The organism is Sporosarcina sp. USHLN248 (genome assembly GCF_037144575.1).
GTDB lineage: Bacteria > Bacillota > Bacilli > Bacillales_A > Planococcaceae > Sporosarcina > Sporosarcina contaminans.
In genome coordinates this window covers 103,214-125,241 of the sequence record NZ_JBBCZC010000003.1, presented here as the reverse complement: position 1 = coordinate 125,241, position 22,028 = coordinate 103,214, and the positions used below count along the sequence as shown (strand labels likewise).

Sequence of the window (22,028 nt, the reverse complement as noted above, 5' to 3'; positions counted from 1 at the left end):
TATGGATGGCATGATTGCCTTATGTACCGTAATAGTCGTCGCGTTAATCGGGCTGTCTTTGAGAGCTTATTATATTTATTTGGATAAAAAGCGAAATTTGCGTGAGGAACTGCATGACTCTATTTTCATACAGACTTGGACTAAGAAAAAAAAGACGAAAAAAGAGAAAAATTTGGAGCGGTTATTTAAATTTGCTGATGATTTTTCTGACTTGGGCCAACGTATCAATTTTTCCAGTGAGAATGAAGAGGTGAAAAAGCTACTAACCCAAGCCGGTTTTCCATACGGTTTAACCGTGGCACGGTTCCAAGGATTGAAAATATTTATGATGATCGCAGGTCTATTCATTGGCGGTGTGCTTTTCATACTGCGCTTCCCATTATCCCAATTTATGCTTATTTTGCTACCGGTGTTCGGTTTTGCTGGGACGATTGTATGGCTGCGCTCAAAGGCTAAAAAGAGACAAGATGAAATTTCCTATCAGCTGCCAGATTTTTTGGATACGATGAGTGTCACTTTGCAGGCAGGCGTTGGAATGGACCAAGCATTGCGGGACATTGTGCATTATTTCGAAGGGCCAATTAAAGCGGAGTTCGGAAGGTTCATCCAAGAATTAAGTGTAGGCGTACCTCGAGTGGAAGCTTATAAATCACTTTTAGATCGGAATGACAGTAAGGAATTTCAAATATTGATCAAGTCTCTCATCCAAGGGGAGCGTTTAGGTGTACCGATTGCAGACACGTTTAAACAACAAGCTGAAGAGATGAGGAAATTAAAAAAAGAATTGATTAAAGAGAAGGCGGCAAAAGCATCACCAAAAGTGACGTTAGTGACGACATTTCTTGTATTGCCTTCCGCCCTCATTCTAATCGGAGGCTTGATGATAATAAATATATTCAACCAGAATAAAGGGATTTTTGAATTATTCAACTAAACCATAAGGAGAGATTTTACAATGAAAGAAAAACTGATGAATGCTTTAGTAAAGATGAGCCATCCAGTGAAAAACGAAAAAGGGGCTCAATCGTTGGAATGGTTAGGAATTGCTGCTTTGCTTATTTTAGTGTTGGGTATTATTTCTACAGCTGTCAGTAATGAAGAAGCTTCAATTGGGGATTTGATCGGTAAGATTGTAACCAAAATTAGTGAAATGGTAGGAGATTGATTGCTTGTAAAGGAGTTCATATGAAAAGAATTATACCTATTTTAACAGTCATCTTTGTAATTGTATTTATGAGCGCTTGTAGTGAAAAAGCAAAACCTGAGAAATCGAATGAATTAGAAGAGAAATCAACTTCAGAAGAAAAGCAGGGAACGGATAAAGGGCAAGAAGCAGATGAAGATAACAGCGATAGCGGCAAAGATAGTGAAATTGAAGCAGCACCTCTTCCTAAAAGTCTATCAGAAGTAGCTGCACTTTCTCCTGGTTATACATCCTATATTTCTATTCTTGACGAAGAAGGGCAAAAGAAAATTGATGAATTGACGAAAGACTTGCCTAACATTTCGGACAATCCGACAGAAAATGAATTGAACCATTTTTATAATGAGCTGCTTGCTATTTTTCAGCAAGACTATCAAGGGCCGGAAGATTTAATTGCAAGATTGAAATTTTCGTCAATAGGTAGTCCAGATGTCGAAGATCCGCGCATGCAGTTTAAGGATAACTTAAATGTATTAGTTATTTTAGATGGCTCAGGAAGTATGGCGAAGGATATTGGTGGGCAAACGCAAATGGCGGCTGCGAAAAAAGCAATTGTCCAATTTGTTGGCAGTTTGCCGAAAGAAACGAATGTAGGATTGCGTGTCTATGGACATAAAGGAACTGGAAGCTCTGCCGATAAAGAAATGTCATGTAGTAGCAGTGATTTGCTTTATCCCTTCCAGCCGTACGATAAAGCTGCGTTCCAAAAATCATTAGATCAAGTACAGCCAGCTGGATGGACACCGACAGAATTGGCGTTGACGGAAGCACAAAAAGATCTGGCCTCCTATGATGGAGCTTCGAATACGAATATTGTTTATCTCGTCAGCGATGGAATTTCAACTTGTGATGATGATCCGGTTGCGGCTGCGAAAGCTTTGTATGATTCGAATATTACCCCGATCATTAACGTAATTGGTTTTAATGTCGACCATGACGGACAGCGCCAGTTGAAAGAAGTGGCGAAAGCTGTAGAAGGGACTTACCAGGATGTGCAAGATGCTGCTTCTCTTCAAAAGGAGCTTGATCAAGCAAAGGATATAGCGAAAAAATGGGCTGAATGGAAAGAGAGCGAAGCGAAATCATTAAGTTACGAACGTACAAAAAAAGGACTTGAAATTTTTGGATACGATGCAAAGGAATATAAAAAGGTTGTGGATGAAGGGCAGCAAGTAGGCTTCGCTTTGCAATATCTATATCAGACGAAAAAAATTATGTCCCGTGAAAGCCATGACTATTTGCGTACAAGGAATTCTGAATACCATGATTGGATTAAATCTCAACAAAATGCACTCAAAGAGGATTTAAAAAAGATGAACGATATGCAATACAACGAAGCAATTCAAGCGTTAGAAGACAAATATTTGCAAAACACTCCTGATTAAGAAAGGAGAATATATTTGAAGAGTTTAAAGCTGAGAAGAGCGTTTGCCATATTCACTTTGGCAATCATCCTGTCATGGACGGTCTTGCCCGCTATCGCTATGGCAAATTGGATCACCCCGGGGAAACCAATTGATGTAACGAAGCCAATCACACCAGGTGAGCCAATTTCAGGTGGCACATTTATAACGCCAGGAGAGGTCTATAAAATTGGAACGCCTATTAAGGCTACTTTCCCAGAACACTCAGGAAAGGCAATTATTCCAGTCTATGCGAAAAATAGCGGTCTCTTCCTAATACCTAGTACGCTCAACGGCACGGAATACGGGGAATGGTTAATAGCGGGCAGCCAAATTACGGCTGGTGAAAGTCCAACGACTGGACAACCCCCTGTCTTTAACGGTAATCCTCCTGCAACTGGCGATGCAGTAACAGGAGGGCAAGCTCCAAATGGAGGAACAGCTGTAAATGGCGGCGATGGCCCAAATGGTGGCAATGGTCAGAATGGTGGCAATGGTCCGAACGGAGGCAATGGTCCGAACGGAGGCAATGGTCCGAACGGAGGCAATGGTCCGAACGGAGGCAATGGTCCGAACGGAGGCAATGGTCCGAACGGAGGCAATGGTCCGAACGGAGGCAATGGTCCTGACGGAGGCAATGGTCCGAACGGAGGCAATGGTCCGAACGGAGGCAATGGTCCTGACGGAGGCAACGGTCCGAACGGAGGCAACGGTCCGAACGGTGGCAATGGTCCGAACGGAGGCAATGGTCCGAATGGCGGCGATGGTCCAAATGGCGGCAATGGACCGAATGGTGGCGAAGGTCCGAATGGCGGTAATGGTACAAACGGAGGCAATGGTCCAAATGGCAACGGTCCAAACGGCGGCGATGGTCTAAGTGGTGGTAATAGTTCTGGAGGCGACAGTTCCTCAGACGGCATGACTGGAGGCGGGCCAACAAGAGATCGTGAACATAGTCATTCCAGTAGTAGAGGTAGCATAGACGATGTTGATCCATTTGCCGGAGGCCCGTCCATGCTGAATGTTTTAGTTAAATCAACCGATGGTGAAAGAGGTCTTTTTGGTCATGTAACCGGTGCGATTAAGGACATTAAAACGTATTGGTTTGGTTTCGGTGAGAAGCTGTTAGGACCAATCGCAGCTTATCAGGCTGGTTTTAAAATTGTTCCAGATGGCACTGGTAATTATAAAATCTTAGGACAGCGATACGTAAAAAATCCTATTCTCAATTATTATTTTCAAAAATTTAAGGAGTATACGGTTGATGGCAAGACGCGAAAACTTAACGTAAGGCTTGGGCAGGACTTATTAGATGATTATCACGCCTCGAAAAAGATTCCGATTGAAGGTAATCAAAACAAATCTAAATGGCAGCTTACAAAAGATGCCGCAAAATCAAGTGTTAACGATGCAATCAATATTAAGAGCAAAGGCTTTTGGAAGCTTTCAAACATTGCAAAGCTTAATGGTCCGGTTAACGTTCTTTTAAGCTCCGCGAATAGTGTTTTTGATTATTCTAAATGGGGAGATCCCGAAAAGTCAAAAAAAGGTTATGCTTCGACAGACTTTGCAGCGGACTTAACAACTGACGTTGGGATTGGTGTCGGAATTACAGCACTTTCTTCTGTTGCGGGCAGTATGGCTGCAGGAGCAATGGTAGGCACTGCCGTTCCTGTTCCGATTGTAGGTACGTTAGTTGGAGCAGGTGTTGGTTTAATTGTCGGCGGTGTTTCAACTGTTTTGTTAAATACGAAAACTGGTCGAGCTGTTAAACAATTTGCCAGAGATGCAGTGAAGTCTGTATATGATGGAGCTGTCAAAGCAGCAAAAGGAATATTTGATTCGGGCAAGAAGTTGTTCGGAAACTTGAAGAGCATTTGGGGCTCATAAGATGATGGAAGTCGGTCAGGGATTTCCTTGACAGGACTTCCTCTATCAATAGGAAGGGCGTGAAGACAAAGTGTTTGACGTTAAAAAATTTATGCAGGCAATAGGGTTATCCTTATTATTATCAATTCTTGTATCGGTTATTTTGGGGCTAATACAATTTGATAACAGCATAGCCTTCTTGATCATCCAAATGCTTGCATTTTATGGATCGATGGGATTCTTTGCAGTCATTTTTAATCCTAAAACACCATTTACTGCTTCTTACATAGGTGCATTGATTATTGCGATGTTAAATATATTATTTTCTAACTTTGTGTTAGGTGTTTGGGTGTTTATTAACCCGGCAAGCATTAACAACATGCTTTCTTTTGCCGTATTAATGGCGCTCAGTGTAACAGCAATTACTTTATTCATTAAAAATAGAAGCGGGAGACTTGCCGATGTTTAAAGATATGGTAGATGTTTATAATCGAAATTTAATCGGTATTTTACTCTTAATGCTTTTCATCATTTTTCCAATTACTAGCTTTATATTTATTGCCATTATCCAATTTAGCATAGAGTTTGAAGGCAACCTTTCAGTTTTCTTTTTAGGCTATAGCCTTCTATTTAATTTTATCATTTGTTTGCCGCCATTTTTATGGCTGACTTTACGAGATTTTGAGGATGAACGAGCTGGTTTGAAAGAATGTTTAACCTTTTTTGCAACCCAATTCGGTCCTCTTTTGTTCACTTCCTTTTTATTTTACACGTTGGCAATTTATACAAGCTGGATGATGATGGTCCCAACGATCGTTTTGTTACTATTTACGATCATTTATCCATTCTTTTCAGATTATCCGTCCATTAAAGAAATGTTTGTGCAGGCGAAAAATAAAATTATCGAGGAAAATATTGCAATAGTAGTTGATATGATCATTGTCGTGTCCGTGCTCCTCTTCCTTTGGGCTGGAATGATGTTTTTCATTCAAAATTTTAATAATAATATGCTCTCTTATATGTTAGTAAGATCACTAATTAATATGATTATTTTTCCAATCCTCTATATTTATTTAACGATACGCTACAGACAGAAGAAGGAAGACTTTTCGATGATCAATATTTAAAGCGAGGTGTAGGAAATGAAAACGACTTCGACTAAAAAAACGGAAGATTTATTATTAAAAAAAGCACCTGTTTGGCTAATGATAATTTTAAGCATTATTTCGATGGGATTTTACATGGGAATCTGGATGTTGAATAGAAAAAAAGATGTGCAACAGCTAAACTCAGTAAATCATGTCCCTTTTTATTTGTGGAGCATTTCTACAATTCTATTGATCGTGTTCTTTTTCTTAAATGTCTTTAGGCATTTCATCTTTACGGATATCGGATATTTATACGTTGAGTCATTTGATATCATTTTTAGTTTCTTCTTTGTCGGTTTATTGTATTACACTGTTTTTCGCATGCGGGAATTGATTGAAAGCACTTCGTCAATTAAGTACAACCAATTTTTGCTCTTCTTTTTTCACATATTTTATATTCAATATAAAGTAAATCAAAATGCGATTGTAGAAGCAAAATAAAGAAATTCAATTGTCTATCGAATGAGGTGATTATACTGAAAGCATTTCGATCGATCCGCAATGAAAAAGGTTCTTTGAGCATAGAATTCATAGGAGTTCTTCCCTTTTACTTTCTGTTTTTCCTGTTGTTATGGCAAGTTGTAGCATCTGGATATGCGGTCATTAGCATTAAATCCGCGGCCAATGATGGTGCTCAAATGTATGCTTTGACAGGCAGCTATCAAGAAGCGCTTGAAACGGTCAATGAATCCATTGGCAATAGCAGTTTAATAACGAATGTAACGATTGACATTCCTTCCAATGGTGATGGAAGATTCGAGTTGAAAGTGAATGCAAGGCATCCTCTCGTTTTTATACCAGAAAAGTGGAAATCAAAAATGTCTGTTCCGATTGATTCTACAGCAGCAGGTAAGGTGATGATGGAATGAATACAGTAAAAAATGAAAATGGGCATGGGATGGTCTATATTCTTTGGATCATGGTCATGTCCATTGTAATTTTTGTGATCGTTGTCAATATCGGGAAAGTATATGCGGTTAAACAGCAAGCTGCAACTGCAACACAGCAAGCAGCTTTGGCTGGCACTTCTGTGTTGGTGGAGGCGACTGTTAAAGGAGTCGAAGCTTTTGATCGTAGTGAAGTTGAAGAAGTTGAGAAACAACGCAAAGCGGATGATGGGAAATCTGTCAGTGAACTAATTGATGAAGAAGCGGAGAAGAATAGACAACGAGGAGAAGCGAAGGATATTGCATATATACATGCGCTGAATGATGTTTTGCCATCACGTATAACAGACTATGAGTCTTTGAAAATGTCAATATCCAGACATATTAATGGTGCAATAGATCATTTCAAACAAGTAGTACGAGAAGTAATTGAAGATAATGGCGGCAATATTGAGCGGAGTACGGTTACATTTAGCCTCGACTACCGTGTGGAGGTGCAAGCCGACGCGACTTATGAAGCCATTACAGATCATGCTGAAAACTATATGCCAAAAATGTCGAAGGAAATTCCCCAAAAAGGGAGTGGACCTTCTTTACGCTATTTGCAAGGAATAGTGGGAGGATTTGATTGATTATGGTAAGCTTATCATTACAAAAATCTGCAGGGACGTGAATAAATGAACCAACGTGAAATTGAAGTCAAACAAGTTGCGGAAAAACGGTTAGGGCTTGTCATTGGTGTTCATGTATTATCCTTATTAGCTGCAGCTGCTTTTCCTGAAGGCCGTTTCCTTTTTTGGCTACCCATTTTACTCGCAGTAGAAGGACTGATTGTAATCCATTTAATTAGATTGTGGAAAAGATATAAATATCAATCTAAACATTATTATACAATTAATATGTATTGGTTTTTAATAGGGCTAAATATTTTTGCTTCGTTGCCAATATTACGATTATGTTATGGGACACCTTACTTTTGGGTTGTTTCACCATTGATGATGATCGTCTTCTTTTATGCTCATTTCATTAGAGAAAAGATCCTATTGCTTTTTGTAAGTCCCAGTAAAATAAAAACATTATATCGATTGCCTGTATTAATGCGTATTTTTGTAGTTGCATCCATTTTCATGCTGATCTTCTTTCAAATGAAATCTTTTCATCCTAATTTTGGGTTAAGTATCTTTGTTTATTTTGTCAGTGTGGGGCTGTTGTACTTAGCAACACCTTTCTCAATTCCGGTTGATCAAATTGAACAGGTAAAGAAAGAGAATGGTTTTGTAGAGCATAGCTTGTAATTTTGAAAATAGTGCAAAGGCTTTGCAGCTAATTTCAAGTAATAGAAAAAACGGCTTAACGAATCAGGTTACGTTTGGCCGTCTTTATTTTCAAGTAGATTGTAAACAGTTGAATCACTTCCGGTCATTCAATTTCCACGTATGATAATTCAAACAAAGCGCAAATAGTACCCATCCGAGATAAGGGATCATTAACGTACCGGCTGTTCGGTCCACTTGATAAAATTCGTATGTTGTCAATGCAATTGTCGATAGTAAAACGGTCATTTCAATGAGAGCTGTTCCTCTTAATCCCCATCTAAAATAGAGAAATGACCACAAATAATTCATCCCTAGTTGCAATTCGTACAGTGGAATTGCAGGTTTTTCTTTATTTCCTGTTTCCTGCCTCATGCCCACTCGATACTTTGCTGTGCCCATCATCGTATAAAGGGTTGTCCATGCGATCGGAAATACCGATGGCGGGGGAGAATAAGAAGGCTTTTTCAATTTATCGTACTTTTCTTGAGCGTTCCTGTTTGCGAGCCAACCCGTTATTGCTCCACCAATGACCGGCACCAATATACCGACTGCAATCTTTTTGCCATCAAAACGCCCGTTAACTTTTAATAACTCCAATCGTCACACCTCCTATTCCTATCGTTCCCGATTCTCAAAAATAAAAACGGTTAAAGCTCGTCCGAATCATAAATGATTTTTTCATGTTGGTTCTTGAGGAGCTGAATGTAACGACAATCAGTTTGATAAAGGTGAAGAGAATGAACTTCACCTTTATCACCGCACTTTTTTTACCTTTGCGCTCCATAGTAATTTTGGTATGGATATTGATATTGGTATGGATGAGGGTATGGATATTGATTTTGAGAGGGAACCGTTTTACGGCAGTCTTTAGGCGGTCCGATGATGACGGAAGATTTGATTGGCGAGATTGTTCTTTTCCATTGGTTTTCATCCAAACAATACGTATGAGCCATTATTTCAGGTGGCGTTAATGATAGTAGATCAGACCCAAGAATGATTTCCGGAGTTGGTGCATCGAAAATAGCAAATAGGTGGGTACTGTCAGCTGTTGCAACTTCATAATGCCACCAGCCTCGTGGAATATTGACGAGCTTTCCGGGAGTTAGTGAATAATGCTGAAGTTGTTTGGTGAACGGATTGAGTATAGAGACTAATGCACTGCCGGAAATGCAAAAGACGATCTCTTCGGCATTTTGATGATAATGCGGTTCAATGACATTATCTTTACTAAGGTGAATATCAAGAAATGAGACGTTTTTTAACGTGTTCAGCTGTTCAACGCCCGTGACATTTATATAATTCCGATTATCCTTCTTGAAAAAAAGACTATCCTTCATGTCAAAAACAAACTGCGCCGTAGGCAATGAATAATCGATTGAAGAACTCAATGCTACATCCTTTCTATTAAATATTGACTTCATTCTATACAGGATATGTAGGCGGATGGAAGGGAGTGAGGAAAAAGCTTTCCAAAAAGTTTTAGTGCTCTTTGAAACGGTCAGTATTCTTTTGACAATACTATTAATTATTTCCGATATAAAAGTACTATGGATTTTATAAATTCTACTATAGGACAAATTTATTTGAGTTATCCATACATTTAGTATAATCCAATATAATCCGACAATTTCTTGTTTTGAGAGATGAGTTGGTTATTAAGAGTCCCTGAACTTATTATTCTAAAAGGAGGAAGTGATCGTTATGAAATAACATGAATCCACACACACTGTCGTGAATCAGAAAGAAAAGGGTTTGTGATTCAACAACGACCTCTCAACAAGCGAACTAATTGTAATGAGCTGGAAAACCTTCTGCAGACTACTGACGAGGTAGTGCAGTACAGCGAAATGACAGGCAACATTGGTATAATCAGTCGTATAGATTCAAAAAACGTTATGAATAATGAAAAATGGAAGCATATGAATGATTAAAATGACTATGAAGGAGAGATAAATGATGGAAGTAACGTCAATTGCTACTTTTGAGTGTGAGATTGTTTCGAAGGAATTTAAATTGATTGGGCAAAGCATTACAGCGAATTATCCACAATCATTTCCGAATGCGGCGATCGAAGTCCAAGTAGAGTTCTTGAAAAAAGTGGACGAGATAAAGAATTGCAAAAACAAAAAAGTATTATTGAGTCCATATATGTGTAACGATATTATGGCAACTTATTTCGCATGCCTCGAAGTTGAAGAAATTGCTGATGTACCTGAAGACATGGTCGGTTTTGCAATTCCTTTAATGAAATACGCAAAAGTGAGCTGTTCGAATAAGACGATTGACAAAGGATATTCAAAGATCTTCGAATGGATGGGTGAAAACGGTTATAGCCAAAAATGGTATGACAAATCATTTCCAATAGAGATTTATTACTTGGAAGGTGCTGAGGAAGAAATTGTTGAAATTTTAATACCGATCAATGAATAAAAATGGACGGTCTTCTATCGATCTTGTAATACGACTAAAAAACGTTCGTTTTTAATTAGATAGGTGCACTGAAAATAAAAAAGACATCAATTCATTCTTTATTTGAATTGGTGTCTCAGCTTGTTGACAAACGCTCGCATACTGCGTTGCTCGTCTCGCTCGTCCCCTCATGAACCTAAGTTCTATTCGGGTCTTCGCTCGACTTCGCGCCTTGTCTGACAAGCGTTTTCAAGCCAAGCTGGGCAAACACCTATCTCATGACTACAAACCTTAAAAGGACTGTAGACAAAGTAAAAAGATACTTTGTCTACAGTCTGAGACATCAATTCATTCTTTATTTGAATTGATGTCTTTTTCTTTGGTAATTCAATCATGTTTTGAGTCCATATCATAGTGTAAATGGGAAAAGGCCATTTCCATCTTTCTGTTAAAATGTTATCAACCACGATAAAAGGCTATCATGTCCGCTACTCCAAGTAAAGTTGTGCTTAGCGTGTTTTATGCGAATCCATATCCAATTTTGTTTTCGTTTGATCAAGTTTCTTCAGAAGGATCAACTTGGCGGGATATTGCAATAATATTGAAAACAGGCAAAAAGGAAATTACACAAGATGAAGGACTTGAATGGATTATGCATTGTTGACGGTGCTTATGCGACCGAATTGAGAGGTTTATACGTTATTGTATGATCTTTTGCGTATTGAAAGTAAGTTTTCATGCATAGGTGCTGAGTGGAAGCTCCTATTTTATTAAAAGGTAATAAAATGTTGTCCCCATTATGCTGCTGTATGCTACTATTCTCACCTTTTTCCATTTTTAGATTGTGTCCAAAGCTATACTTGGAAGTGAAAAAATATTACAAAAAGTCTCATAGGCTAACGATTGTGAGAATGTTACGATGAAGATGATTAATAGCCTATCACTATATGTATGTAGTGGGAGTGTTTCAAAACATCCTTTTGGGAGGAGAATAGGGACATGACGAGGAGAAAATGGAAAAGACGATTAAATGGATTGTTGTCGATCGGGCTTGTGGCAAGCTTACTGTTGCCTGCCGTACTTGCGTTGGCGGAGGAAGCAGATAATGAGCGTCTGGCAAATGACTTGCTCATTTCGGAGTATGTTGAGGGAAGTGGCTTTAACAAGGCAATTGAGCTCTATAACGGAACAGGAGCAGAAATTGATTTAAGCGCGTATACGTTGGAGCTGTATGCGAACGGAGCTGTCTCGGCAAATTCCAAATACGCATTATCAGGTATGTTGGCAAATGACGAAACTATTGTACTTTATCATCGAGATGCAGTGCCTGAATTGAAAAGCAAAGGGGATGTTGAAAATTCGACGGTAACGAATTTCAACGGCGATGATGCGATTGTCTTAAAAAAATTTGGCTCTGTTATCGATTCTTTTGGACAAGTCGGTGAAAGGCAAAATTGGGGAACTGACGTAACGCTTGTTCGGAAACCGGGTGTATTGTCTGGCGATACAATTGAAGATGACCCGTTTAATCGCGATGATGAGTGGATCGTTTATCCAAAAGATACATTTGATTATTTAGGGTTCCATAAGCTATATGGAGACGGTGGCGGCGAGGAGATAGAACAACCTGAGCCAGCCGAAGTGGTGCCAATCGGAGAGGCACGTAATATGGAATTAGGTGCAACAGTGACCGTCAAAGGGATTGTCGCGGCAAATTTGAAAAATACAATTTCTGTTCAAGATGCAACGGGAGGAATTGCAGTCCGGCCTACGAGTCTTGCCATTGCAGTCGGGGATGAAGTAACGCTAACTGGCAAGTTGGCTGATTACCGCGGGCTATTGCAACTGGAACAAGCAAAAGTTGTTGAGAATGCCGGTAATGTAGGCAATCCTACATCAAAAACAGTTACTGGGGCAGAACTTGGGGAAGCGATAGAATCACAATTAGTGACGATTCATAACGTCGTTCTCTCCGATGTAGAAGTAGGTGGCGGATGGGCAAATTATCTAGCAACAGATGGCCATGAATTCATCGTTCGAGATGAAACAGCGACTTTGGATTTAACGGTAGGGACAACTTACGATTCCATTACGGGGATTGTTCAGCAATTTGATGATGCTTATCAGATTATTCCACGTTCTGCACAAGATATTGTCATCGACAGTACGGTCGTTCAGCCGGTTGTCGCAAGTCCGGACAGCGGCACATTTGTTGGCGGTGTAACGGTTTCATTGGAAACCTATACGCCGAATGCTTCTATTTTGTATACGTTAGATGGACTGGACCCAATCGAAAACGGTGCAACGTATGCTGAACCTATTTTTATTTCTGAAGATACTGCGATCAAAGCTGTTGTAAAGACAGAAGATGGCCGTTATAGCGATGTACGAACTTTTACGTATCGCATAACGGAAAGCTTGAAAATCCATGATATTCAAGGGAGTGGCCATGTCTCTCCATTTAACAATCAGATGGTAGAGGGCATTGAAGGAATTGTCACGTACAAATATGAGTTGAATGGCTCAACGTACTATCACATTCAAACGCCCGATGACGAGCGGGATGGTGACTTGAATACTTCAGAAGCCGTTGTGTTGTACAGTGGGAAAGATGTTTGGAAATTATCTATTGGGGATTTGGTTTCAGTCACTGGACAAGTGAGCGAATATGCTATAGACGGTTATGATGATCGGCAGCAAACCGATTTGAAGACGACTCAAATTAATATCCGGGATGATCGTGGAGGAAAAGTCGAAATCGTAAAACGCAATGTACCTTTGCCGAAGCCGTTTATTATTAATGAGGAGAATTTGCCAAGTCAATTTATTGCAAGCCATCAATTTGCTGAGTTTGATCGGGAAAAATATGCAGCAGACTTTTGGGAAAGCCGGGAAGCAATGATTGTACAAGTCGGCGATGTAAAAGCGGTTGGACCGCAACAGCATGGAGATCTTGTAACCGTTTTCGCAAATGAACCGACAGATACTCGAAACGGCGGCATTTTATTAGAAGAGGACGATGCCAATGCGAATCGGGTGCAGTTCAGATTAGAACCGAATAGACCGGCACGTGATTTTGAAGTCGCAACAGGAGATTATTTCAATGGACCGATTCAAGGAGTTGTCGGATATTCATATCAAAACTATAAAATCTACACATCGTTAGATGAAATGAAAAAAGTCCATGTAAAAGGCGAAGCTGCTCCTGAAACGACAACAATTGTTAAAGCGGACGATAAGCTGACAATTGCATCGTATAATTTGGAAAACTTTTCAAACAATCGGAAGACGACTACGGATGATAAAGCAAGGAAATTGGCGAGAGCTTTTGCGGTAGATATGCAAAGTCCTGACATTGTCGGAGTTACGGAAGTACAAGACAATAATGGGCCCGATGCTGGGAATTCAAGCGCAAACGAAAGTTATGAGCGACTCATAAAAGCGATTGCAGATGCCGGAGGAGCAAATTATGAGTACGTGAATATTGATCCGGTCAATAATGCGGATGGCGGTCAACCGAATGCGAATATTCGCGTTGGATTTTTATACAATCCTGACCGTGTAAAGTTATCAGAAGGAATGCCTCATGGCGATGCGACGACATCTGTCGGCTATGAAAACGGCAAGTTAACATTGAATCCGGGACGTATTGATCCGAATCATAAAGCATTCAATAATAGTAGAAAGCCTTTAGCTGCACAATTTGAGTTTCAAGGAGAATCTGTAGTGGTCATTGTCAACCATTGGAATTCGAAAAATGGCGACACACCACTGTTTGGAGCAGTGCAGCCGCCTATTAATGGCAGCGAGGTGCAACGCAAGCAAATCGCAGAAATTGTCTATCGTTTTATTCGTGACATTAAAACCGATAATCCAAATGCGAATATTGTATCTCTTGGGGACTTCAATGACTTTCAGTTTTCAGACAGCTTGAAAATCCATGAAGGGGACCTTATGACAAATCTTATTAACCATGTTGAGAAGAAAGATCGTTATTCTTACGTGTTCCAAGGCAATTCGCAAGTGTTGGACCATATTTTAGTGTCCAATAATCTTGTCGATCAAGCTTTGATTGATATTTTGCATATTAATGCCGACTTCACGGACATGGCAGGCCGTGCGAGCGACCATGACCCAGTTATGGTGCAAATCAGCTTTGAGGAACCGGTAGTGTGGGAGCCAGTGCCGATTAAAAAAACCTATACGCTCATTGGAGAACATAAGAAGAAGCTGAATATTGCTGAACCGAGTGTAGCGATCTATATGGATGGTGCTTCCTCGTTGAAAGAAGGAGTCTATTTAAAAGGAGATTATGCTGAATTGACCGGTGAAGGATTCAAAACGAATCTTGTCATCATGCAGCCGAAGAAGAAAGGCTTAATTGTTGATTTAAAAGGAACGGAAATGGGGCATATTATCGTGGAAGGCGACCATCCACTTGAAATTAGAGGCGCAGAAAACATTCATAAAATCGACTTTGTCAAAGGAGCAGATTCTTCGAAAGTGTTGTTTTATAATTCAAAAGGCAAGCAAATTGAACTACCAGTAAATGGAGTATCGAATGTTAAAGGTTCACTCGAAGAGTATCAGAACATATAAGATGATGGGGAGGAAACCAAGGGTCTAGTCCCTTGATTCAGACTGTAGACAAAGTATCTTTTTACTTTGTCTACAGTCCTTTTAAGGTTTGTAGCCACTATATAAGTGTTTGCCTATCTTGGCTTGAAAACGCTTATCAAATAAGGCAACCTAAGAACGCCACGTCCTAGAGGTGCCTTAATTTCTGCAAAGAACGCAGAAATACGGCAAATCGAACCCTTCGCTGTTCGATTCGCAGTATGCGAGCGTTTGTCAACAAGCTGGGTTTTCTATTTATATCAGTACTGCAAAGTAATGGAAATGATAGCGTTTTTAATAAATTTTTTTTACAAATATATTAATAATCTTATTGACCTAAGACCAATCTACTATTATATTAAAATTAATCGTTTAATCTGAATCCCAAGGAGAATGGTCATGTCAATAGGAAAGAAAATTTATGCGGGTTTTGGGGCTGTTTTAGTAATTTTAATTGTAATTTCAGCTTTTAGTATTTACGAGTCGCGCAATATTACGTCATCGTACGAAAAGATGCTCAACAACCGGATGAAACAATCAGAGTTATCTGAGAGAATTCAGAAGGAGATGGGAATGCAAGGCTTGTATATACGTGCTTATATCCTGCAAAATGATGAAAATCTATTACCGATGTTGCAAAATCATCAGCAAAGGTTAAAATCGGCGGTTGATGAATTATCTACATACACTCACTCGGATGAAATGAAAAGCTTAACGGCAATTGTGAAGGAAAACATATCATTGTTCGACGAAGCAGCTACCGAAGTCATTGATCTTGCCAAAGCGGGAAAGACGATGGAAGCTTTGAAAGTATTAAACGGAGAAGCTAGTGAGGCTAATATAAACATCGAAGCTGCAAGCGTTGAGATTATAGCTTATCAAGAGAATCAATTGAAGCAGGAAAGAGCAGAAGTTGAACATACCGTAAGAATAGCGGAAATTGTTCTATGGAGTGCGATCATTATTGGGCTTATATTAGGAGCATTGATTGCTGTGACGATCGCTAATGCAGTATCAAAACCAGTTCGCAGCTTAGCAAATGCAGCAGTAAGAATTGCGGAAGGGGATTTAACCGTTCCAAATATTGAAGTAAAGTCGAAAGATGAAATAAAGGAATTGGCTGTTTCTTTTAATATGATGAAAGATAATTTGCAAAAGCTTATCAGTGAAGTGAATGGAAGTGCTTTACACGTAACAGCTTCGGCGGAGCAACTTTCTGCCAGCATGGATGAGGTTGCAAGAGCTTCACAGGAACTAAGCGGCAATATGGATTTTTTATCGAACGGCTCGAAAACTGCTGCAGCCTCTGCACAAGAGAGTTCAGTTGCAATGGAAGAGACGTCCGGTGGATTACAAAAAATTGCCGAGTCTACGCAGCTTCTGAAATCTACTGCTGCTGATACAATGGTCATCGCTGAAAATAGCGAAGAGTCCATCGAGACGGCGAAGGGGCAAATGGCACTCATTTATAATTCATCCAACAAGATGAGTGAACTCATTAGAAGATTGAGCAGGCAATCAGTGGAAATCGAAAAGATTACGAAAGTGATTACAGAAATAACAGAACAGACGAATCTCCTATCGTTAAATGCTGCGATTGAGGCAGCTAGGGCGGGAGAGCATGGCAAAGGTTTTGCTGTTGTAGCAGACGAGGTCAGAAAATTAGCGGAAGAATCAAAGCAATCGGCTAGCCAAATTGTTTCGTTGATTGCAGAAATACAAAAAGATACAAAAGATGTAGAAATGGCAGTAGATGAGAGCTTGAAAAATGTTGGATCAGGTGTGGAGACGATTGAAGTAGCAGGCGAAGCATTTACTAGAATCATTGCTTCGGTTAACACGATGTCCGACCAGATTGAAGAAATTTCATCCGCTACAGAAGAAATTTCTGCAAGTGCGGAAGAAGTTGCAGCTTCAGTCCAAGAAATTTCTTCACAAGCAACCGATTCATCGAATACGACGGAACAGAACGCAGCCGCCATTGAAGAACAAATGGCAACGATTGAAGAAGTGAACGCTGTAGCTTATGATCTAAGCAAACAAGCGATGGAACTGCAGCATATGGTTCAAAGATTTACCATTTAATAAATAAAGGAAGGACTGCCAACTGCGCATTCAGCCGCTTGACAGTCCTTTTTTAAAGTTTAAAGACTTATCGGATTTCTAAAACCATCCTGCTTGCGGGCAATGTTGGCATCCGTACAAAGTTGATCGATAAGTCTTGATCTTTTACAACTACATAATCCAAGTCATTCACAAGGAATGATAATGTAGCTTTCATAATTGAAAGCGTTAAACCTTCACCAGGGCATCGGTGCCCGCGTGCTGGATCACCTCCTCCTTGAGGAACAAAATTGTAAAGATCAATTTTTTCATCTATAAATCTTTCCGGCTTAAATTCATTTGGACTTTGCCAAATAGTAGGATCGTGATTTGTACCATATAAGTCAATTAATACCGTGTCTCCCTCATGAAATGAATAACCTTTCCATTCAAAATCAGTACGTGCCTTCGCTCCTAAAAATGGAGCGAACGGATAATAACGGCGTACTTCCTGTGCGAACATCTCCAACTCACTATCTGTTGCATTTGAAAGTTTGTCTTCATATTCCGGATGATCGTGCAAGGCAAGCGCGCTGAAAACGACAAAACGGGCAACTGCTACTATGGGGCGTAGTACATTGATCAATTCTACAGCGGCGCTCTGAAGATCGAGTAATTTTCCATTTGCATCTTTGTATGTTGCAATTTTCTCAATGGCTTTGCCGACACTTTTGAATTGTCCATTGCGAAATTCAGAAAGTATATTTTTGATCCAATCCTCAGTGCGCTTCCTAGCTTTTCTGCCTTCTTGATAACGTGGGCCGACACCGCCTAAGGCGTCAATCAAAGCTCCTAAATCATATGCGCGTTTCGATACTTCGCATTCTTTAAGAGGTACGCCAGCCCATATACATGCTACTCGGCATAACACCTCTTCCGCTTCATCGAATAATATGATACGCTCTCCTTTATTCCATTTTGATGCTTGAGCATTCCATTGTTCTACAGTCAGTTTATGGATGTACTGTAGTCCTTCTTCACTCATCATAGATAGAAATAAATGTTTCAGAGCGCTATGTTGCTTTCCCTCCATCGTTTGAATTCCATTTTCTCCGAACAACGTCTTTTGCACCCTTTTCGGGATTGCCCCAATTCGTGTAAAACGGGAAGAGTCATAAAATAATTCGACAGCATCGCGTCCGACCATACAAATCATCTTTTTCCCCAATAACGTCGTTTCAATAATCTCGGAATTATATTTATCGAATCTATTGTGTAAAAAACAATAGCCTTCCGTTAACAATTGAAAAGTATGATCCAGTCCTTTATCAGCAGGTATTTGCATGATATGCCAACTCCTATTTATATGATGATACTGTAATATTCCCTAAATAATTGCTCAGTAACATCAAATTACAAGGAATTTCGATGAAATTATTTATATAAAAATAATATACAAAAATGTTGAAAAATATATTGTTTATCGAATCTTCTTAGTATACTATTAATCTAATAAATATTCATGAATTGGAATAAGGGGGAGAAATGATGAGCAAAAAGGGGTTTTTGCTATGTTTTGTCATGTTGCTATCTGCTGCATTACTTGCTGCATGCAGCGGTGACGGGGCATCGGATAGTGGATCTGCTGGCAATAAAAACAGCGAAGGAGATAACCGCACACTGACGATCGCAATGGGATCGGATATTGTTAGCTTCGATATTCATAATCATAACAATACTTCTACGGAGGCTGTCCACGACAATATGTTCAATTATCTTTTCAAAAGAGATGATAACAATGAAATCCAGCCAGAGCTTGTTGATACGTTTGAACAATTGGATGATGTGACAGTACAGATGAAATTGAAAGAAGGCGTGAAATTCCATAATGGGGATCCACTCACTTCAGAAGATGTCAAATTTACGCTTGAGCGTGTAGCGACAGATGACACTTTAAAAGAGTTCCCGAACTATAAACAAATTAAGCAAGTAGATATTGTCGATGACCTTACATTCAATGTCGTGACGCATGCACCAGAGCCTTCATTGTTCCATAGACTGTCTCGGTTAGGTTCAGGTATGCTCCCGAAAAATTATATTGAAGAGAATGGATGGGATCATTTCCTGTCGAATCCTGTTGGAACAGGTCCATACAAATTTAAAGAATGGATTCGTGATGATCGGATTGTTTTAGTTCCATTTGAAGACTATTTCGAAGGTAAAGAAGAGGAGTGGGATGAAGTCGTATTCCGTGTTATTCCTGAAAATTCAACTCGAGTTTCAGAGTTGCTGACAGGCGGTGTAGATATTGCAGTAAACGTGCCGCCTAGTGATTGGGATCGTGTCGATAAAAATGAGGGAACGTCAATGAAGAAACAAACTTCAAATCGTACGATTATGTTGATTTTGCGTGCAACTGAAGGGTATCCAACGGCAGATGTCCGCGTTCGCCAAGCAATTGATTATGCAATTGACGATGGCTCATTGGCAGAGCATGCATTAAAAGGCGGCGGAATCCCGACACGCACACGGGTGGGGCCAGGGAACTTCGGGCATAATCCGGACTTGTACGACACATATAATTTTGACCTTGAAAAAGCGAAGGAACTATTAACCGAAGCAGGTTATCCGGATGGATTTGAAATGACGTTGCACTCTCCTAAAGGCCGCTATTTGCAAGATGCAGAAGTGACAGAAATGATCGCGGGTATGCTTGCACAAGTCGGTATTAAAGTGAATATCGAATTCATGGAGTGGAGCAATTTTGTAGAAATGCGTACTGCGAAAAAGAATAAGGATGCATATTTATTAGGTCTGGGTAATTCCATGTTTGACGGTGCTTATTCTGTTGACTGGTATCGCGCGGAACGTTTCGAAGGAGAAACGGATTATAAGAATGATGAAATCGAAGAGTTGTTGAATGCGTCCGCTACGAATATGAACCCTGAAGAGCGTGAAAAACAAATACAGCAAATAGAAGAAATTGCGGCTGAAGATGTTCCACATGTCCAGCTTTACCAAGAAACCATTAATACAGGGGTAAACGATCGAATTGAATTCAACCCGCCTCAAGATGAAATGATCTACGTCCCGAAAATCAAACGAAAATAATTGATGCAGCCGTGGGCCGGGGTTCTTTCCTGGCCTTGCTGTTTTTCTTGAATGATTAGGGCTATAAAAAATTAGTAGCGCACGCAGAGCTTGATTCGGTGTTGATACAGCATTTCACATCATATAAAGACTTCGTAAACAAGTTGTAAGGGAGGTATCATTTGGATGCTGAAATTCCTATTAAAAAGACTGTTGGAATTCATTCCGGTGCTATTGATCATTTCATTTATCGTTTTTTCGCTCGTGTTTGTTGCAGGAAATCCAGTTGCACTAATGTTGCCAGAGGATGCGAGCCAAGAAGATATTGAACGGTTAACTGCTGCGCTCGGACTTGACCAGCCATTTATCGTGCAATATGGAAAGTATATGTTAGGGCTATTGCAAGGAGATTTTGGAAACTCATTTCGATACAACACAGAAGCATTGCCGTTAGTCCTTGAACGGTTACCTGCCACTTTGGAATTGGCTGCGGCAGCTATGCTGATTGCAATAATAATTAGCATACCGTTCGGAATTTGGTCAGCGACGAAAAAGAATACTTCAATGGATCTTTTGGCAACTGGTGGAGCGGTTCTTGGCAAAGCGATGCCGAATTTCTGGCTTGGAATAATGCTAATTTTGCTATTTTCTGTCACATTAGGATGGTTTCCAGTATCAGGAAGAGGCACTGTTGCCCATTTAATATTACCTGCTATTACATTGGGGACGGGCATTGCTGCGGAAATGACAAGGCTCATCCGCTCGAGCATGGTCGAAATCTTAAGTCAGGATTACGTCAGAACTGCGAAGAGTAAAGGAATTCGTGACTTTTTCGTTGTTTATAAACATGCTTTCCGAAATTCTCTTATACCTGTAGTAACGATTACAGCACTCCAAACTTCAACGCTTGTCGGTGGTGCTTTAATTACAGAAACGGTATTTTCATGGCCTGGATTGGGCCAGCTTCTCATTCAAGCAGTCAATACGAGGGACATGGCGATTGTACAGGCGAGTGTATTCATCATTGCTATTTTAGTCATTTTGATGAACTTATTGGCAGATGTCATTTACCGAATTTTGGACCCGCGTATTAAATACAGTTAAGGGGGGATCGAAATGTCAGCAAATATTCAACATACAGCCGATCCTATCGGAATAAAAAGCGAGAAGAAAAAAAGGAATGCGTTCGTCAGCTTGTCCAAATCACTTTTAAAAAGCAAGACTGGAACATTCGGTTTTTTGATTATCATAATTGTGTTTTTCATAGCTGTTTTCGCTCCTCTTTTGGCACCTCATGATCCGAACGCAATTAATCCAGCCAAAATGCTGCAGCCTCCTTCCTGGTTAGATGGAGGAGAATCTGGATACTTTTTAGGAACCGACAACTTAGGACGTGATATTTTAAGCAGAATCATTTACGGATCAAGAGTGTCCTTGCTTGTTGGAATTTCATCCGTCATTTTAGCTGGCATAATTGGTATTCTCATTGGTCTTGTATCGGGATATTACGGCAAATGGATTGATGCGATTCTCATGCGACTTGTCGATTCATTTTTATCAATCCCCAATATTTTATTTGCGTTAGTTTTTTTAGCGGTATTTGGACCGAGCGTGCCAACATTAATCATCGTATTAGGCGTTACGAATTGGACTGCGTACGCGAGAATTGTAAGAGGGGAAACGCTTTCCATTAAAGAACGTGAATATGTACGGGCGGCTCGTTCATTAGGCGTTAAAAATGTAAAGATTATTGTCCGCCACATATTGCCGAATGTCATTTCATCTTTTATTGTCATTTCGACTTTAAGCGTTGCGACTACGATTATTTTGGAAGCCTCACTAAGCTTTTTAGGATTAGGCGTACAACCGCCGACCGTTTCTTGGGGCGGAATTTTGAGCGATGGCCGTGATTACTTAGCGACAAGCTGGTGGTTGGCAACATTCCCAGGCTTGGCGATTACGATTACAGTTTTGGGCATCATCTTCTTAGGAGATTGGCTGCGTGATGTCTTAGACCCTCGTTCACAAAGCCGGAGTTAAGG

General features: G+C 40.0%; 19 protein-coding genes. 16 read left to right on the top strand and 3 right to left on the bottom strand.

The features are described from left to right. The first annotated feature begins 1 nt into the window (after position 1). From WFH04_RS02245 to WFH04_RS02200, 10 genes are all read left to right on the top strand, one after another. Positions 2-934 (top strand): type II secretion system F family protein, encoded by a 933-nt coding sequence (locus WFH04_RS02245; RefSeq protein WP_336822427.1) that lies wholly within the window; start codon positions 2-4, stop codon positions 932-934. Between the two features lie 21 nt (positions 935-955). After that, positions 956-1,165 (top strand): hypothetical protein, encoded by a 210-nt coding sequence (locus WFH04_RS02240; RefSeq protein ID WP_336822426.1) that lies wholly within the window; start codon positions 956-958, stop codon positions 1,163-1,165. 20 nt (positions 1,166-1,185) lie between these two features. Beyond that, the gene (locus tag WFH04_RS02235; protein ID WP_336822425.1) at positions 1,186-2,589 is read left to right on the top strand and encodes a vWA domain-containing protein; all 1,404 of its coding nucleotides are present in this window, start codon (positions 1,186-1,188) and stop codon (positions 2,587-2,589) included. A gap of 15 nt (positions 2,590-2,604) precedes the next feature. Then, positions 2,605-4,497 carry a hypothetical protein gene (locus WFH04_RS02230; RefSeq protein ID WP_336822424.1) on the top strand — a complete coding sequence of 631 codons (1,893 nt, stop codon included), beginning with the start codon at positions 2,605-2,607 and terminating at the stop codon, positions 4,495-4,497. Positions 4,498-4,567: 70 nt separating this feature from the next. Beyond that, complete coding sequence (locus tag WFH04_RS02225; RefSeq protein ID WP_336822423.1) at positions 4,568-4,945, top strand: hypothetical protein; 378 nt, start codon at positions 4,568-4,570, stop codon at positions 4,943-4,945. Continuing rightward, positions 4,938-5,603 carry a hypothetical protein gene (locus WFH04_RS02220; protein ID WP_336822422.1) on the top strand — a complete coding sequence of 222 codons (666 nt, stop codon included), beginning with the start codon at positions 4,938-4,940 and terminating at the stop codon, positions 5,601-5,603. The genes WFH04_RS02225 and WFH04_RS02220 overlap by 8 nt, the downstream gene beginning before the upstream one ends. A 15-nt stretch (positions 5,604-5,618) precedes the next feature. Then, positions 5,619-6,065, top strand: coding sequence for a hypothetical protein (locus WFH04_RS02215; protein WP_336822421.1), 447 nt, complete (start codon positions 5,619-5,621; stop codon positions 6,063-6,065). A gap of 74 nt (positions 6,066-6,139) precedes the next feature. After that, complete coding sequence (locus WFH04_RS02210) at positions 6,140-6,493, top strand: pilus assembly protein (protein ID WP_336822420.1); 354 nt, start codon at positions 6,140-6,142, stop codon at positions 6,491-6,493. Next, positions 6,490-7,143 carry a pilus assembly protein TadG-related protein gene (locus WFH04_RS02205; protein WP_336822419.1) on the top strand — a complete coding sequence of 218 codons (654 nt, stop codon included), beginning with the start codon at positions 6,490-6,492 and terminating at the stop codon, positions 7,141-7,143. The genes WFH04_RS02210 and WFH04_RS02205 overlap by 4 nt, the downstream gene beginning before the upstream one ends. A 45-nt stretch (positions 7,144-7,188) precedes the next feature. Further along, the gene (locus WFH04_RS02200; RefSeq protein ID WP_336822418.1) at positions 7,189-7,806 is read left to right on the top strand and encodes a hypothetical protein; all 618 of its coding nucleotides are present in this window, start codon (positions 7,189-7,191) and stop codon (positions 7,804-7,806) included. 114 nt (positions 7,807-7,920) lie between these two features. Here WFH04_RS02200 and WFH04_RS02195 read toward each other — a convergent pair whose 3' ends face one another. Together WFH04_RS02195 and WFH04_RS02190 are read right to left on the bottom strand one after the other, a co-directional pair. Continuing rightward, the gene (locus WFH04_RS02195) at positions 7,921-8,424 is read right to left on the bottom strand and encodes a TspO/MBR family protein (protein WP_336822417.1); all 504 of its coding nucleotides are present in this window, start codon (positions 8,422-8,424) and stop codon (positions 7,921-7,923) included. 170 nt (positions 8,425-8,594) lie between these two features. After that, complete coding sequence (locus tag WFH04_RS02190; RefSeq protein WP_336822416.1) at positions 8,595-9,215, bottom strand: cupin domain-containing protein; 621 nt, start codon at positions 9,213-9,215, stop codon at positions 8,595-8,597. A 565-nt stretch (positions 9,216-9,780) separates the two neighbouring features. On the opposite strand from WFH04_RS02190, the gene WFH04_RS02185 reads away from it, so the two are divergent. The 3 genes from WFH04_RS02185 to WFH04_RS02175 all read left to right on the top strand — a co-directional run bounded on the left by WFH04_RS02185 (position 9,781) and on the right by WFH04_RS02175 (position 16,938). Then, the gene (locus WFH04_RS02185) at positions 9,781-10,257 is read left to right on the top strand and encodes a GyrI-like domain-containing protein (RefSeq protein ID WP_336822415.1); all 477 of its coding nucleotides are present in this window, start codon (positions 9,781-9,783) and stop codon (positions 10,255-10,257) included. A gap of 978 nt (positions 10,258-11,235) precedes the next feature. Then, positions 11,236-14,835, top strand: coding sequence for a lamin tail domain-containing protein (locus WFH04_RS02180; RefSeq protein WP_336822414.1), 3,600 nt, complete (start codon positions 11,236-11,238; stop codon positions 14,833-14,835). A 417-nt stretch (positions 14,836-15,252) separates the two neighbouring features. Further along, positions 15,253-16,938, top strand: coding sequence for a methyl-accepting chemotaxis protein (locus WFH04_RS02175; RefSeq protein WP_336822413.1), 1,686 nt, complete (start codon positions 15,253-15,255; stop codon positions 16,936-16,938). A gap of 67 nt (positions 16,939-17,005) precedes the next feature. On the opposite strand, the gene WFH04_RS02170 is transcribed toward WFH04_RS02175, so the two are convergent. Beyond that, positions 17,006-18,241, bottom strand: a complete 1,236-nt coding sequence (locus tag WFH04_RS02170) for a cytochrome P450 (protein WP_336822412.1) — start codon at positions 18,239-18,241, stop codon at positions 17,006-17,008. A gap of 203 nt (positions 18,242-18,444) precedes the next feature. Between WFH04_RS02170 and WFH04_RS02165 the strand changes: the two genes are divergently transcribed. The 3 genes from WFH04_RS02165 (at position 18,445) to WFH04_RS02155 (ending at position 22,026) form a co-directional block, all read left to right on the top strand. After that, the gene (locus tag WFH04_RS02165) at positions 18,445-20,007 is read left to right on the top strand and encodes an ABC transporter substrate-binding protein (RefSeq protein WP_336822411.1); all 1,563 of its coding nucleotides are present in this window, start codon (positions 18,445-18,447) and stop codon (positions 20,005-20,007) included. A 165-nt stretch (positions 20,008-20,172) separates the two neighbouring features. Continuing rightward, positions 20,173-21,090 (top strand): ABC transporter permease, encoded by a 918-nt coding sequence (locus WFH04_RS02160; RefSeq protein WP_336822410.1) that lies wholly within the window; start codon positions 20,173-20,175, stop codon positions 21,088-21,090. Between the two features lie 12 nt (positions 21,091-21,102). Next, the gene (locus WFH04_RS02155; RefSeq protein WP_336822409.1) at positions 21,103-22,026 is read left to right on the top strand and encodes an ABC transporter permease; all 924 of its coding nucleotides are present in this window, start codon (positions 21,103-21,105) and stop codon (positions 22,024-22,026) included. Positions 22,027-22,028 lie beyond the last annotated feature (2 nt).

Coding starts and splice junctions, on each gene's coding strand:
- WFH04_RS02245 (WP_336822427.1), top strand. CDS start 2: ATGGATGGCATGATTGCCTTATGTACCGTAATAGTCGTCGCGTTAATC.
- WFH04_RS02240 (WP_336822426.1), top strand. CDS start 956: ATGAAAGAAAAACTGATGAATGCTTTAGTAAAGATGAGCCATCCAGTG.
- WFH04_RS02235 (WP_336822425.1), top strand. CDS start 1,186: ATGAAAAGAATTATACCTATTTTAACAGTCATCTTTGTAATTGTATTT.
- WFH04_RS02220 (WP_336822422.1), top strand. CDS start 4,938: ATGTTTAAAGATATGGTAGATGTTTATAATCGAAATTTAATCGGTATT.
- WFH04_RS02215 (WP_336822421.1), top strand. CDS start 5,619: ATGAAAACGACTTCGACTAAAAAAACGGAAGATTTATTATTAAAAAAA.
- WFH04_RS02205 (WP_336822419.1), top strand. CDS start 6,490: ATGAATACAGTAAAAAATGAAAATGGGCATGGGATGGTCTATATTCTT.
- WFH04_RS02200 (WP_336822418.1), top strand. CDS start 7,189: ATGAACCAACGTGAAATTGAAGTCAAACAAGTTGCGGAAAAACGGTTA.
- WFH04_RS02185 (WP_336822415.1), top strand. CDS start 9,781: ATGATGGAAGTAACGTCAATTGCTACTTTTGAGTGTGAGATTGTTTCG.
- WFH04_RS02180 (WP_336822414.1), top strand. CDS start 11,236: ATGACGAGGAGAAAATGGAAAAGACGATTAAATGGATTGTTGTCGATC.
- WFH04_RS02175 (WP_336822413.1), top strand. CDS start 15,253: ATGTCAATAGGAAAGAAAATTTATGCGGGTTTTGGGGCTGTTTTAGTA.
- WFH04_RS02170 (WP_336822412.1), bottom strand. CDS start 18,241: ATGCAAATACCTGCTGATAAAGGACTGGATCATACTTTTCAATTGTTA.
- WFH04_RS02165 (WP_336822411.1), top strand. CDS start 18,445: ATGAGCAAAAAGGGGTTTTTGCTATGTTTTGTCATGTTGCTATCTGCT.
- WFH04_RS02160 (WP_336822410.1), top strand. CDS start 20,173: ATGCTGAAATTCCTATTAAAAAGACTGTTGGAATTCATTCCGGTGCTA.
- WFH04_RS02155 (WP_336822409.1), top strand. CDS start 21,103: ATGTCAGCAAATATTCAACATACAGCCGATCCTATCGGAATAAAAAGC.